The sequence below is a fragment of the Mesorhizobium sp. M7A.F.Ca.US.011.01.1.1 genome, assembly GCF_003998295.1.
Classification (GTDB): Bacteria; Pseudomonadota; Alphaproteobacteria; order Rhizobiales; family Rhizobiaceae; genus Mesorhizobium.
The window spans coordinates 76,284-88,648 of the sequence record NZ_RZRT01000010.1; the positions used below are offsets into that span (position 1 = coordinate 76,284).

Annotated in this window: 11 protein-coding genes; 9 read left to right on the forward strand and 2 right to left on the reverse strand. The window is 63.3% G+C overall.

Translation table 11 applies throughout. The features are described from left to right. Nucleotides 1–12: 12 nt before the first annotated feature. From EOA13_RS13395 to EOA13_RS13420, 6 genes are all read left to right on the forward strand, one after another. Nucleotides 13–1,284 (forward strand): efflux RND transporter periplasmic adaptor subunit, encoded by a 1,272-nt coding sequence (locus EOA13_RS13395; RefSeq protein ID WP_127293146.1) that lies wholly within the window; start codon nucleotides 13–15, stop codon nucleotides 1,282–1,284. Further along, on the forward strand, nucleotides 1,281–4,442 hold the full coding sequence (locus EOA13_RS13400; RefSeq protein ID WP_127293148.1) for an efflux RND transporter permease subunit: 3,162 nt from the start codon (nucleotides 1,281–1,283) through the stop codon (nucleotides 4,440–4,442). Before EOA13_RS13395 ends, EOA13_RS13400 begins: the two co-directional genes overlap by 4 nt. 80 nt (nucleotides 4,443–4,522) lie before the next feature. Further along, on the forward strand, nucleotides 4,523–5,146 hold the full coding sequence (gene nthA, locus EOA13_RS13405; protein ID WP_127293150.1) for a nitrile hydratase subunit alpha: 624 nt from the start codon (nucleotides 4,523–4,525) through the stop codon (nucleotides 5,144–5,146). Beyond that, entirely contained in the window at nucleotides 5,143–5,802 is a 660-nt protein-coding gene (gene nthB, locus EOA13_RS13410) for a nitrile hydratase subunit beta (RefSeq protein WP_127293152.1), read from the forward strand. Before nthA ends, nthB begins: the two co-directional genes overlap by 4 nt. Next, nucleotides 5,789–6,148, forward strand: coding sequence for a nitrile hydratase accessory protein (locus EOA13_RS13415; protein WP_127293154.1), 360 nt, complete (start codon nucleotides 5,789–5,791; stop codon nucleotides 6,146–6,148). The genes nthB and EOA13_RS13415 overlap by 14 nt, the downstream gene beginning before the upstream one ends. A 144-nt stretch (nucleotides 6,149–6,292) precedes the next feature. Next, nucleotides 6,293–7,420 (forward strand): ATP-dependent RecD-like DNA helicase, encoded by a 1,128-nt coding sequence (locus EOA13_RS13420; RefSeq protein WP_027034850.1) that lies wholly within the window; start codon nucleotides 6,293–6,295, stop codon nucleotides 7,418–7,420. Here EOA13_RS13420 and EOA13_RS13425 read toward each other — a convergent pair. Further along, on the reverse strand, nucleotides 7,413–7,835 hold the full coding sequence (locus EOA13_RS13425) for an STAS/SEC14 domain-containing protein (RefSeq protein ID WP_127293156.1): 423 nt from the start codon (nucleotides 7,833–7,835) through the stop codon (nucleotides 7,413–7,415). The two genes, EOA13_RS13420 and EOA13_RS13425, sit on opposite strands and share 8 nt — an antisense overlap. Nucleotides 7,836–7,970: 135 nt before the next feature. Here EOA13_RS13425 and EOA13_RS13430 point away from each other — a divergent pair, with 135 nt between their 5' ends. After that, nucleotides 7,971–8,711, forward strand: coding sequence for a pyridoxine 5'-phosphate synthase (locus EOA13_RS13430; protein WP_127293260.1), 741 nt, complete (start codon nucleotides 7,971–7,973; stop codon nucleotides 8,709–8,711). 103 nt (nucleotides 8,712–8,814) lie between these two features. Beyond that, a complete protein-coding gene (locus EOA13_RS13435; protein ID WP_127293158.1) occupies nucleotides 8,815–10,734 on the forward strand; it encodes a potassium transporter Kup in 1,920 nt (639 codons plus the stop codon). Between the two features lie 158 nt (nucleotides 10,735–10,892). Here the strand turns inward: EOA13_RS13435 and EOA13_RS13440 are convergent, their stop codons facing one another. Next, nucleotides 10,893–11,786, reverse strand: coding sequence for an SDR family oxidoreductase (locus EOA13_RS13440; protein ID WP_127293160.1), 894 nt, complete (start codon nucleotides 11,784–11,786; stop codon nucleotides 10,893–10,895). Between the two features lie 135 nt (nucleotides 11,787–11,921). On the opposite strand from EOA13_RS13440, the gene EOA13_RS13445 reads away from it, so the two are divergent. Then, a complete protein-coding gene (locus EOA13_RS13445; RefSeq protein ID WP_127293162.1) occupies nucleotides 11,922–12,332 on the forward strand; it encodes a helix-turn-helix domain-containing protein in 411 nt (136 codons plus the stop codon). Nucleotides 12,333–12,365: the final 33 nt, after the last annotated feature.

Consider the following 12,365-nt stretch of genomic DNA (forward strand, 5'->3'; position numbering starts at 1 on the left):
GGCCTTTTGTCGATGCGTGGAAAAGTCATTCTTTCATTGCTTGCGGTCGCCTGTGTCGGCGCGGCCTGGCTCTATCTGTCTCCGGACACGCTGAGCAGAGTTCAGCAGCTTATCGGCGCAAAGCAGGTCGCGGCCGCGGACAAACCGACCACCGACAAGCCGGCAACGGGGGGCAAGTCGGCAGGTGGCGGCAGCGGCGCCCGTTCGGCCTCCATCCTCTCGGCCGTCGCTTCGACAGCCGATTTCCCGATCCGGCGCTACGCCATCGGCTTCGTCTCCTCTCCAGCCGTCGTCAACATCAACGCGCGGGTGTCCAGCCAGATCGTCTCCATCGATGTCAAGGACGGGCAGATGGTCAGGGTCGGCGACGTTCTGTTTTCGCTCGATGACCGGGCGCTGAAGGCGCAGCTTGCCAAGGACGAGGCGGCGTTGGCCAAGGATCAGGCGATGCTCGCCAGCTCGCAGTCGGATCTCCAGCGCGCCAAGGATCTGGTCGCCAAGCAGGCCGGCACGCAGCAGACCTACGACCAGGCCGTCGCCGCGCAGAAGGCTGCCGCAGCGACTGTCGATGCCGACAAGGCGACAATCGACGCCGACAATGTCCAGCTTGGCTTCGCCACGATCACGGCGCCGATTTCCGGCAGGCTGGGCGCTGTCAGCGTCGCTGTCGGCGATCTCGTCACCGTCAGCAATGGCAACAGCAGCACGGCCACTCCGCTGGTGACCATCACCCAGATGGACCCGCTGCAGGTCAACTTCAATCTTCCCGAGAGCAATCTGGCCCTGCTGCACAAGGCGCTCGCCAACCCGCAGCAGGACGCGGTGACGCTGACCAAGGATGGCGACCCGACGCCGATCGGCAAGGGTACGCTCGATTTCGTCGACTCCAGCGTCGACACCGCGTCGGGCACGATTGCCACGCGGGCAAGCATTCCCAATGCCGATCTTTCGCTATGGCCCGGCCAGTATGTGAATGTCGTGCTCGACGCCGGCATCATGCCGCAGATGACGTCGGTTCCCACGGTCGCGGTGCAGCCAAGCCAGAAGGGGCCGTTCGTCTATGTCGTCAAGCCGGACAACACCGTCGAGATGCGGCCGGTGCAGGTGGCGCTGACCGAAGGCGACAACAGCGCCATCAGCCAGGGGCTGAAAAGCGGCGAGAAAGTTGTCACTGAGGGCCAGACGAGGCTGAAGGACGGCGCCGCGGTGCATGAGGGCAAGGCCACGGCCGATGCCGCGCCGAAGGTGGCCGAGGCGAGCAAAGCCGGCGAGGCAGCCCAATGATCTCCGAATTCTGCATACGCAGGCCTGTCGCCACCCTTCTGATGTCGTTCGCCCTCGTGCTGGGCGGATTGTTCGCCTACAAGTTCCTGCCGGTGGCGGCACTGCCCAGCGCCGAATTCCCGGTGGTCAATGTCTCGGCCTCGCTGCCGGGCGCCTCGCCGGAAACCATGGCGACATCGGTGGCGACGCCGCTGATCAAGCAGTTCGCCACCATCGCCGGCATCGATTCGATCTCGACCACGAACTCGCTTGGCCAGACCTCGATCGCCATCCAGTTCGTGCTCAACCGCGACATCGACGCGGCAGCAGCCGACGTGCAGGCGGCGATCGCGCGCACGCAGAAATCATTGCCGCCGCAGATGACGGCGCCGCCGAGCTATCGCAAGGTCAATCCGGCCGACGCGCCGATCCTTTTGATGTCGCTGGTCAGCGACACGGTTCCGCTGACCGATCTCGATGCTTTCGCGGAAAATGTCATCTCGCCGTCGCTGTCGACCATCGACGGCGTGGCGCAGGTCTCGATCTTCGGCCAACAGAAATACGCGGTGCGCATCCAGATCGACCCGACCGCGCTTGCCGCGCGCGGCATCTCGATCGATCAGCTGCAGGCGGCGGTCGCCTCGGCCAACAGCAACACGCCGCTGGGCGTGCTGCAGAACGACAAGCAGCAGCTCACCATCACCGCCAACACGCAGCTGACCGACGCCGCCGGCTTCTCCAACATCATCATCGCCACCAAAAACGGTCATCCCGTGCGGCTGGGCGAGGTGACCCGCGTGGTCGATTCGGTGCAGACCACCACCACCGCAAGTTGGTACGATGGCACCCGCGCGATCATCATGGCGGTGCAACGCCAGCCCGACGCCAACACTGTCGACGTCGTCGACAAGGTCAAGGCGATGCTGCCGTCCTTCAAGGACCAGATGCCGGCCGCCGCCGACATCAAGCTGCTTAACGACCGCTCCAGTTCGATCCGGCAGGCGGTCAGCGACGTGCAGTTCACGCTGTTGCTCACCATTGCCCTGGTGATCATGGTGATCTTCGTGTTCCTACGCCGGGTGACGGCGACGATCATTCCGGCCGTGGCTGTGCCGATCTCGCTGATTGCCACGCTCGGCGCGATGTTCCTGTTCGGCTTTTCCATCGACAACATCTCGCTGATGGGCCTGACGCTCGCCGTCGGCCTCGTCGTCGACGACGCCATCGTGATGCTTGAAAACATCTTCCGCCATATGGAGGAGGAGGGGTTGTCGGCTTTCGATGCGTCGCTGAAGGGCGCGCGCGAAATCGGCTTCACCATCATCTCGATCTCGATTTCGCTGGTGGCGGTGTTCATCCCCGTGCTGCTGATGGGTGGCGTCATCGGGCGCATCTTCAACGAGTTCGCCGTCGTGGTGACGGTCGCCATCCTGGCGTCGATGTTCGTGTCGCTGACGCTGACGCCGATGCTGTGCTCGCGGCTGCTGTCGGTGACCAAAGCCGACCGTGACAAGCATGGCCCCGGCCATAAGCAGGACCTCATCACCCGCGGCTACGACAGGGTCTTGAGCTTCTGCCTGCGCCACACCTTCCTGGTGTTCCTCGTCTTCGTCGGCACCGCGGCAGCGTCGGTGTGGCTGATCCAGACTTCCCCGAAGGGTTTCTTCCCGCAGGAGGACATCGGCCAGATATCGGTGACCACCATCGCACGTCAGGACATCTCTTTCGACGCCATGTCCAGGCTGCAAGGACAGGTCGCCAGTGTCTTCTCGCATTCGCCCTATGTCGACCATGTGGCGTGGTCGGCGGGCAGCGGCAACAATGCGCTCAACCAGGGGCAGCTTTTCGTCCAGCTCAAGGGCAAGGACCAGCGCCCCGATATCGAGAAGGTGCTTTCGGATCTGCGCAAGCAACTGGCCGGCGTGGCGGGCATCGAGACCTACATGCAGCCGGTGCAGAATTTGAGGCTGGGCTCGCGGTCGTCGGCAAGCGCCTACCAGCTCGTGGTTCAGGGCCTTGATACCGGCCTGACCGATATTTGGGCGCAGAAACTGAACGACGCGATGGCTGCCGACCATGCGAACTTCACCGACGTCACCAGCGACCTGCAGAACAATGCGCTGCAGGCGACGCTGGTGGTGGATCGCGACAAGGCCGCCCAGCTCGGTATCGACACCGACACGTTGCGCTCCGCCCTCTATGGCGGGTTCGGCACCGACCAGGTTTCGACAATCTTCGGTTCGGCCGACAGCTACGAAGTCATCACCGAGCTCGATCCCAAGATCGAGTGGTCGCCCGAGCGGATGCTGGCCATCCAGATGAGGACGGCGAGCGGCAGTCTTGTTCCGCTCGGCGCCTTCGCCCGGGTCGATCGCACGGCCGGCGCCCTGACGGTCAACCAGCTCGGCCAGCTTCCGGCCGTGACCATCTCCTACAATCTGCCGCAGGGCGTGGCGCTGGGCGACAGCGTGACCCGCATCAATGCGCTCAAGGAGCAGATCGGCATGCCGACGGTGATCTCGACCACCTTCGCCGGGACGGCCAAGACCTTCCAGGATTCTCTTGCCAACCAGGGTTTTCTGGTCGGCGGCGCAATCCTGACCATCTACATCGTGCTCGGCATCCTCTACGAGAGCTTCATCCACCCGCTGACGATCCTCACCGGCCTGCCGTCGGCCGTGCTAGGAGCGGTTGTTGCGCTGCGCTTCGCCGGCATGGATCTGTCTGTCATCGCGGTGATCGGCATCCTGATGCTGATCGGCATCGTCAAGAAGAACGGCATCATGATGGTCGACGTCGCGCTCGAACTGCGACGAGAAGGCATGTCGGCGACCGAGTCGATCCACAAGGCGTGCCTGATGCGGTTCAGGCCGATCATGATGACGACGCTGGCGGCACTGATGGGCACCATCCCGATCGCGCTCGGCACCGGCGCCAGCGCCGAGCTGCGCCAGCCGCTGGGCGTTGCCGTTGTCGGCGGCCTGCTTGCCTCGCAGGCGCTGACGCTGTTCGTGACGCCGGTGATCTATGTCTACATGGAGAATTTCTCGGGCTGGCTGGTCGGGCTTTGGTCAAGTCGCAAGGGCGAGCCGAGCCCGGTCGAAGATGTCGACCAGCTCTCGCTGTTCAAACCAAGGGAAGACATGCTGGCCGAACCGCAGCGGGCGGCCGCCGAATGATGTGACAGGGCCGACGCCATATGCCGTTGGCCCAAGCCGTCGCGCTTGCGGCGGCATCATTGCAAACGTAGTTTGTAGCCATGTCACACGATCATGGCCACGACAACGAACTCGATCCGTTTGCCGCCCGCGTCCGCGCGCTGGAAACCATCCTCACCCAAAAGGGGCTGATCGATCCGGCGGCGATCGACGTCATCGTCGATACCTACGAGACGAAAATCGGCCCGCGCAACGGCGCCAGGGTGGTGGCGAAGGCCTGGAGCGATCCCGCCTATGCCGAATGGCTGAAACGCGATGCGACGGCGGCGATCGAATCGCTGAGCTATACCGGCCGTCAGGGCGAGCACATGCAGGCGGTGTTCAACACCGAGGAGACGCACAATCTCGTCGTCTGCACGCTGTGCTCCTGCTATCCGTGGTCGGTGCTCGGCCTGCCGCCGGTCTGGTACAAGGCGCCGCCCTATCGTTCGCGTGCCGTCATCGATCCGCGCGGCGTGCTGGAGGAGTTCGGGCTGACGCTGCCGGCGGACAAGAAAATCCGCGTCTGGGATTCGACCGCGGAGCTGCGCTATCTCGTCGTGCCGATGCGGCCCGAGGGCACCGAGGGCTGGAGCGAGGAGCGGCTGGCGGAACTGGTCAGCCGTGATGCGATGATCGGGACAGGCTTGGCCCAAAGACCTGAAATAGAGGGGCAGCCGGCATGAACGGGCCGCAGGATCTCGGCGGGCAGATGGGGTTCGGTCCCGTCGCGCCCGAACAGGACGAGCCTTACTTCCATACCGCCTGGGAAAGGCGGGCGCTCGGCGTGACGCTGACTGCCGGCGCCATGGGAGCCTGGAACATCGACGAGAGCCGGCATGCGCGGGAATCACTGCATCCGGCCGACTATTATGCCTCCAGCTACTACGAGATCTGGATCAAGGCGCTGGAGGTGCTGCTCAAGCGCCATGGGTTTGTCAGCGAGCGCGACTTGGCTGAGGGCCGAGCGGTTGATCCGGCTGCGACACCGAAAAGGGTGCTGAAGGCGGAAAACGTGCCTGCCGTGCTGGCCAAGGGCGGGCCTTGCGACCGGCCGGTGGCACAGCCAGCGCGGTTCAAGGCCGGCGATCCTATACGGACCAAGAATTTCAACCCGACCGGCCACACGCGGCTGCCGCGCTACGCGCGCGGCAAGCAGGGTAGAATCGAGGCCGTGCGCGATGGCTTCGTGTTCCCCGACAGCAACGCGCATGGCCACGGCGAAAACCCGCAATGGGTCTACACCGTGGTTTTCGAAGGATCGGAAATCTGGGGCGAGGGCGCCGACCCGATGCTTGTTGTGTCGATCGATGCCTGGGAGAGCTATCTTGAGCCGGCGTGACTCGGACATGGCCGATTTGCCGCCGAGCGTCGATGCGCCGGTGTTTGCCGAGCCATGGCAGGCCGAGGCGTTCGCCATGACGGTGGCGTTGCACGACAAGGGCCTGTTTTCGTGGAGCGAGTGGGCGCAGGCGCTGTCGGAAGAAGTGAAGAGACCGGGCGCTGCTGCCGACGGCCACGATTATTACGAACATTGGCTGGCGGCGCTGGAAAGCCTGCTTGCCACCAAAGGGCTGGCCGCGAAGTCGGATGTCGACGCTATGGCTGAGGCTTGGGAGCGCGCCGCGCATGCCACGCCGCACGGCAAGCCGATCCTGCTGGAGAACGATCCCCAGCCGATTCGATAAGGTGTGGGGCGAGCTTGTATGTTCCCTTTACGTTCTTGTTTGCGCCTGATAGCCTGACCTGTCGGCGGCATTGAAGCGTCCCGGCGCATCGATGATGGTGGCGGTTGTCTTGTCTTTCCCTTGCGAATCCGGTCTCTCGCGCTGATGGAATTCTCTCCCCAACAGGACGACGCGCTGAAGGCGGTCGCCCAATGGCTGAAGACCGGCCAGCCGCAGCTGTTCCGGCTGTTCGGCTATGCCGGCACCGGCAAGACGACCTTGGCGCGGTATTTCGCCGAACATGTCGACGGCCAGGTGCAGTTCGCCGCCTTTACCGGCAAGGCGGCGCAGGTGCTGCGCTCCAAGGGCGCGGTCAATGCGCGCACCATCCATTCGCTGATCTATCGGCCGAAGGGCGAGGAATCGGTATCGGACGAGGTCACCGGCAAGACGTCGATGTCGCCGACCTTCTCGCTCAACCGCCAGAGCCCGATTACGCGGGCGAAACTGGTCGTCATCGACGAATGCTCGATGGTCGACGAGCAGCTCGGCCGCGACCTGATGAGTTTCGGCACGCCGATCCTGGTGCTGGGCGACCCCGGCCAGCTGCCGCCGATCTCGGGCGGCGGCTTCTTCACCGACCACGAGCCAGATTTTCTGCTGACCGAAATCCACCGGCAGGCGCGCGACAACCCGATCCTGCGGCTGGCGCTCGATGTGCGCGAGGGCCGTGAATTCATGCGTGGCGACTATGGCACGGCGCAGGTGATCGGCAAGGAAGACGTCACCCAGGAGCTGGTGCTGAAGGCGGACCAGGTGCTGGTCGGCACCAACCGCACGCGTCGCCGCTACAATCAGCGGCTGCGCGAGCTCAAGGGCTTCAACGCCGATTATCCGCAGGCCGGCGACAAGCTCGTCTGCCTGCGCAACGATCCGGCCAAGGGCCTGCTCAACGGCTCGCTGTGGAAGGTGATGACCTCGTCGCGCGAGACGGTGAAGCCCGGCATCAATCTTCTGGTGTCGCCGGAAGAGGACGATCCGGATCGTGGCGTCGCCAAGATCAAGCTGCTCAAGGCGGCGTTCGAGGATCCCGATGCCGATATCCCCTGGCAGCAGAAGAAGCGCTTCGACGATTTCGACTATGGTTACGCGCTGACCGTGCACAAGGCGCAGGGCTCGCAGTGGAACGAGATTGTGCTGTTCGATGAAAGCTGGGCCTTCAAGGAAACCCGCCAGCGCTGGCTCTACACCGCCATCACGCGGGCGGCCGAGCGGCTGACGATCGTCAGGTAGGGGCGCCGGATGCTGTTGCCCCGATAGGCTGTGCGGCAAGCCATTGCCAGGCGGCAGCCTCGTCCTCCGCCCTGAAATGCCTCATTTCGATGGGCGGTGAGGACGGCAGAAAGCGTTGTGCGTCCGCTATCCAGTCCGGTTCGCCGATGGTTGCGCAACGGCCGACATGTTCCAATGCATGAATGGCGCCCTGCTTCAGGGTCTCGTCCGCGATGTCGGCCCAGTCGACGCCATCGTGGTCGACGAGGCGCACCAGCACATCGATGCGCGGATGCAGGGCATAGGCTGCCTCCAGCAGCCCGAAAAGATTTTCACCGTCGGCCGCGGAAACGTGCCCGACGACATCGATGGCGAAAAGGTCGTCGCGGCTGGTGTCGATACGGCGGACTGCCGGAACCTCATCGAGAAAATTCATCGGTGCGTCCTTTCCCGGGTTCGCTCATCAGGCTTGGAACACGCGAAACCCCCAGTCTGTTCCCACCAAAGGCATTACTGTTCCCGTCAAAGGCATTATAGGTGGGCGCGTTGAATGATTTCCGAGGCCACCCGCATGCCTGCAAAGCTCTCCGTCAACCTCAATGCCATCGCCATGCTGCGCAACCGGCGCGACCTGCCGTGGCCAAGCGTGACCGGCCTCGGCCGCATTGCGCTGGCGGCGGGAGCGCATGGGCTGACGGTGCATCCACGCCCCGACGAGCGGCACACAAGACACTCCGATCTGCCAGAAATCCGGTCGCTGATCGACGACGAGTTTCCGCGCGCGGAATTCAACATCGAGGGCTATCCGACCGAGGATTTCCTGGTGCTTGTGGAAAAGCACCAGCCCGAACAGGTAACTTTGGTGCCGGACGATCCGACCCAGGCGACATCGGACCATGGCTGGAACTTCGCGACCCAGACCGCGTTCCTCACACCGATCGTCAAGCGTCTGAAAAAGGGGGGCTTTCGCGTGTCGCTGTTTTCCGATCCGGACCCCGATTGGGTGGCGGCCGCCCGCGATGTCGGCGCCGACCGTATCGAACTCTATACGGGTCCATATGGCAGCTATCACACAGATTCCGCCAAAGCGGCCAAGGAGCTGGAAAGACTGGGAAAAACCGCCGACGCCGCGCTCGACGCCGGGCTGCAGGTCAATGCCGGGCACGATCTCGTGGTCGGCAATCTGCCGGCGCTGGTCAAGCGCATTCCGGCATTGGCCGAAGTGTCGATCGGACATGGGTTGACAGCCGACGCGTTGGAGTATGGCATGGCCGGCACGGTGGGTCGGTTCCTCAAGGCCTGCGGATGGTAGCAATGGCAGCCTCGCGTGGCAGGCATGGCAGCCATTACGCGACGGCACTTGATATTGCATTGCAGCAAGCGTAGAGCACCGCGCGCTTATCGGAGTGTCGTCCATGGCCCTTACCAATACTGGTAGTGAGGCAGAACCCGTCGAACAATCGAGCCATTCGGAAGTCGAGCAGCACAGCACCAAGGTTCTGATGCTGGGCGCGCTCGGTGTCGTCTATGGGGATATCGGCACCAGCCCGATCTACGCCTTTCGCGAGGCGCTGGTGGCGTCGTCGGGCGGACAAGTCGCCCAGCGCGGCGATATTCTGGGCGTTTTGTCATTGATCATCTGGTCGCTGACGATCATCGTCACCATCAAATACATCATGTTCGTGCTGCGGGCGAACAACCGCGGCGAGGGCGGCGTGCTGTCGCTGATGGCGCTGGCGCGCGGCAGTTTCCCCAAGCGCTCGGCGCTGATGCTCGGCATCGGCATTGTCGGGGCATCGCTTTTCTTCGGTGATGCCGTCATCACGCCGGCGATATCGGTGCTGTCGGCGGTTGAGGGCATGAATGTCGTCACGCCGACTTTTCAGCCCTATGTCGTGCCGCTGACATTGGTCATCCTTGCCATGGTGTTTGCGGTGCAGCGTTTTGGCACGGGCGGGGTAGGATTGGTGTTCGGCCCGGTGACGGCGGTGTGGTTCCTGGCCATTGGCCTTTCCGGCCTCAACCACATCATCGCCGATCCGGAAATCCTGTGGGCGATCAGCCCGCACTACATCGTCGCGTTCCTGATCAATTCGCCCGACGTCGCTTTCGTGACCATCGGCGCCATCTTCCTCGCCGTCACCGGCGCGGAAGCACTCTATGCCGATCTCGGCCATTTCGGCCGCAAGCCGATCGTGCTCGCCTGGCTGTGGGTCGTGTTCCCGTGCCTGCTGCTGAACTATGCCGGGCAGGGTGCCTTCGTGCTGGCCAAGAACGGCGTCGTCGGCCATCCGTTCTTCGAAATGAATGAAGGCTGGACGCTGATCCCAATGGTCGTGCTGGCGACCGCCGCGACGGTCATCGCCAGCCAGGCGGTGATCTCGGGCGCCTTCTCGCTGACGAGGCAGGCGGTGCAGCTCAACATGCTGCCGCGCCTTGAAATCCTGCACACCTCGGAGAAACAGTCCGGCCAGATCTACATGCCGCGCGTCAACCTGCTGTTGGCGCTGGTGGTGATGATGCTGGTCGTCGGCTTCGGTGAATCCAGCAGGCTGGCGTCGGCATACGGCATCTCGGTGACCGGCAACATGCTGGTGACCACAGTGCTCTTGTTTGTGGTCATGACGCGGATTTGGAAATGGCGGCTGTGGGTGGCGGTCGCCATGACGGCGCTGTTCGGCTTCATCGACGTCGGCTTTTTTGCCTCCAACATCGTCAAAGTGTTCGAGGGCGGCTGGGCATCGCTGGCCGTGGCCTTCACCATTGTGCTGGCCATGTGGACCTGGGTGCGCGGCAGCCGCTATCTGTTCGACAAGACCCGCCGCAACGAGATCCCGCTCGACTTCCTCGCCGGCAATTTGTTGAAGAAAAAGCCGCAGCTGGTGTCCGGCACCGCGGTGTTCCTGACGAGCGATCCACTCAGCGCGCCAACCGCGCTGATGCACAGCCTGAAGCACTACAAGGTGCTGCATGAGCAGAACGTCATCCTTTCGGTGGTGACCGCGCCGCAACCGGTGGTGCCCGACAGCGACCGGGTCAAGATGGAGACGGTCAACGAGTTGTTCATGCGAGTGACGCTGACCTTCGGCTACATGGAGCAGCCGAACATCCCGCGCGCGCTGGCGATCTGCCGCAAGCAGGGCTGGAAGTTCGACATCATGACGACCTCGTTCTTCCTGTCACGGCGTTCGCTCAAGGCCTCGCCCAATTCCGGCATGCCGGTGTGGCAGGACCGGCTGTTCATCGGCTTGGCGCGCACCGCGGCCGACGCGACGGAGTACTTTCAGATCCCGACCGGGCGCGTGGTCGAGATCGGCACGCAGGTGGCGATCTAGGACATGCCGATATTCAGGTGAGTCCGGCCGGCGAACAGCAGGTCCTGCGCTTCCGGTACTTACGGAACCTAAATGTCCGCTCCGTACCGGTTCTCGGAACCCGCCATTCTCGGCTCGGCCTGACCTGAATCTCGACACGCCCAACGAAGACGCCGATCTTAGCCGGCCAGCGCGGCCTTGTTTGCCTCGAGGAACTGCTTCAGCGTCTTCGACTTCCGGCCGGAAAGCGTCTCGACCGCGTCCGTCACCATGGCGATGCGGCCGGAACGCGTGTTGGCGTCGAACGACACGATGATGCGGGCAAAGTCCTCGGGAACGCCAGCCGCCTTCACGCCTTCGGTCAAGGCTTCATCCGAAACCGGCACGACATCGAGCGGCTTGCCGGTGACCTCGCTTACCAGGGCGGCGATCTCGGCCGTCGTGTAGGCCTGCGGGCCAGTCAAGGTGTAGGTCTCGCTTTCGCTTGATGCGGCAGCGAGGCCGGCGGCGATCGCTGCCGCCATGTCGTCGCGCGCACCGTGCGCCATGCGGCCGTCGCCGGCGGACGTGTACCATTTTCCCGAAGCGATCGCGTGCGGCAGGGCCATGAACAGGTTCTCCTGGTACCAGCCGTTGCGGAAGATCGTGTAGGGGATGCCGCTCGCCTTGATCGCCTGCTCGGTGCCGTAGTGATCATTGGCAAACAGCACCGGCGAAACCGGTTCTGGATTCGGCATCGAGGTGTAGAGAAGGTGGGAAACGCCGGCCTTCTTCCCGGCGGCAACCGCGTTCTCGTGCTGCCTCAGGCGCTTGCCGTGAAGCAGGTCGATCTCGCCGGTCGAGATGATCAGCACCCTGTCGGCTCCCTTGAACGCAGCCTCCAACGATAGTGTGTCGTCGAAGTCAGCCGCCCTTGTGATGACACCTCGCGCCGCCAACTCGGCAAGGTTTTCCGGATTGCGGGTGGCGGCGATGATCCGGCCCGCTGGAACCTTGAACGTGTCCAGCAGATGGTTGATGACGCCGCGGCCGAGCTGGCCGGAAGCGCCGGTGACGAGAAGGGTTTCGGTCATGGAAGATCCTGACATTGCGCCGCTAAGGCGGTTCGAGTGGAAGTCTCAAAAAGAGACCAGCACTAAAATAGGAATTGACCCGTGGCCGTAAAGAAGGCAGTTTTTCGGGAGGTAGGCAGGCGCAGGGAACCAGCGGTGGACAGCAAGATCGTCAATCTGAGATCGAAGATGGAGGTCTACAAGGCGATCTCCGGCGGCGGCAATTTTGCAAATTGTCCAGTCCGCGATGTCATCCAGGGGGTGAGCGGCAAATGGAGCTCGCTGCTGATGATGGCGCTGGCCGAAAAGCCCTATCGGTTTGGCGAATTGCGGCGGCTGGTGCCCGATATCTCACAGCGCATGCTGACGCAGACGCTCCATGATTTGCAGCGTGACGGCTATGTGCATCGCGAAGTATTCCCGACCAAGCCGCCGAGCGTCGAATACAGCCTGACCGATCTCGGACACTCGATGTTCGGCGCCTTGCATCAGCTGATCCTATGGGCCGAACTCAATCACGACGCGGTGCGCGACGCGCGTTCCGGCTTTGATGCCATGCAGGCTTGAACGGCAGTTAAAACCCGCGGCTTGATTTCGTCG

What these genes read in the sequence shown, in the direction of transcription:
- EOA13_RS13430 (WP_127293260.1), top strand. Translation starts at nt 7,971, where the DNA reads ATGCCTGCAAAGCTCTCCGTCAACCTCAATGCCATCGCCATGCTGCGC.
- EOA13_RS13425 (WP_127293156.1), bottom strand. Translation starts at nt 7,835, where the DNA reads ATGAATTTTCTCGATGAGGTTCCGGCAGTCCGCCGTATCGACACCAGC.
- nthA (WP_127293150.1), top strand. Translation starts at nt 4,523, where the DNA reads ATGTCACACGATCATGGCCACGACAACGAACTCGATCCGTTTGCCGCC.
- nthB (WP_127293152.1), top strand. Translation starts at nt 5,143, where the DNA reads ATGAACGGGCCGCAGGATCTCGGCGGGCAGATGGGGTTCGGTCCCGTC.
- EOA13_RS13435 (WP_127293158.1), top strand. Translation starts at nt 8,815, where the DNA reads ATGGCCCTTACCAATACTGGTAGTGAGGCAGAACCCGTCGAACAATCG.
- EOA13_RS13400 (WP_127293148.1), top strand. Translation starts at nt 1,281, where the DNA reads ATGATCTCCGAATTCTGCATACGCAGGCCTGTCGCCACCCTTCTGATG.
- EOA13_RS13420 (WP_027034850.1), top strand. Translation starts at nt 6,293, where the DNA reads ATGGAATTCTCTCCCCAACAGGACGACGCGCTGAAGGCGGTCGCCCAA.
- EOA13_RS13440 (WP_127293160.1), bottom strand. Translation starts at nt 11,786, where the DNA reads ATGACCGAAACCCTTCTCGTCACCGGCGCTTCCGGCCAGCTCGGCCGC.
- EOA13_RS13395 (WP_127293146.1), top strand. Translation starts at nt 13, where the DNA reads ATGCGTGGAAAAGTCATTCTTTCATTGCTTGCGGTCGCCTGTGTCGGC.